General features: G+C 62.5%; 1 protein-coding gene. It reads right to left on the minus strand.

Translation table 11 applies throughout. The annotated features are described in order from the left end of the window. Nucleotides 1-333, minus strand: a 333-nt coding sequence (locus JHD59_RS22435) for a PA14 domain-containing protein (protein ID WP_199155894.1), incomplete at both ends; no start/stop codon positions are given.

Here is a 333-nt window from a genome sequence, read left to right on the forward strand (position 1 = left end):
AAAACACGATCTGGATGGCGTGCAGATTGCCGGCGGTGGCGCCGAGCGTCAGCGCGACATCGTGCTCGGTCTGCGCCTCATTGCCGGCGAACTGGCTGACCACCTGGCCATCGACGATGATCTGGAAGCCGTCGTCGGCGTTGACGTTGAGGGTGTAATTGCCGGCGGCGGCGCTGAAGGCGCCGTTCAAGGTCAGGATCGATTGGGTGGTGACGCCGTAACTGCTGGCCAGCTGCAGATTGGAGGCATTGCCGCCGAGGAAGGCATTGAGGTTGGCCAGCGAATTGCCGAGGTTGTTGCCGAAGTCGGTGTTGCCATGCCAGACGCCGTTCT

The organism is Chromobacterium sp. ASV23 (assembly GCF_016428945.1).
Classification (GTDB): Bacteria; Pseudomonadota; Gammaproteobacteria; order Burkholderiales; family Chromobacteriaceae; genus Chromobacterium; species Chromobacterium sinusclupearum.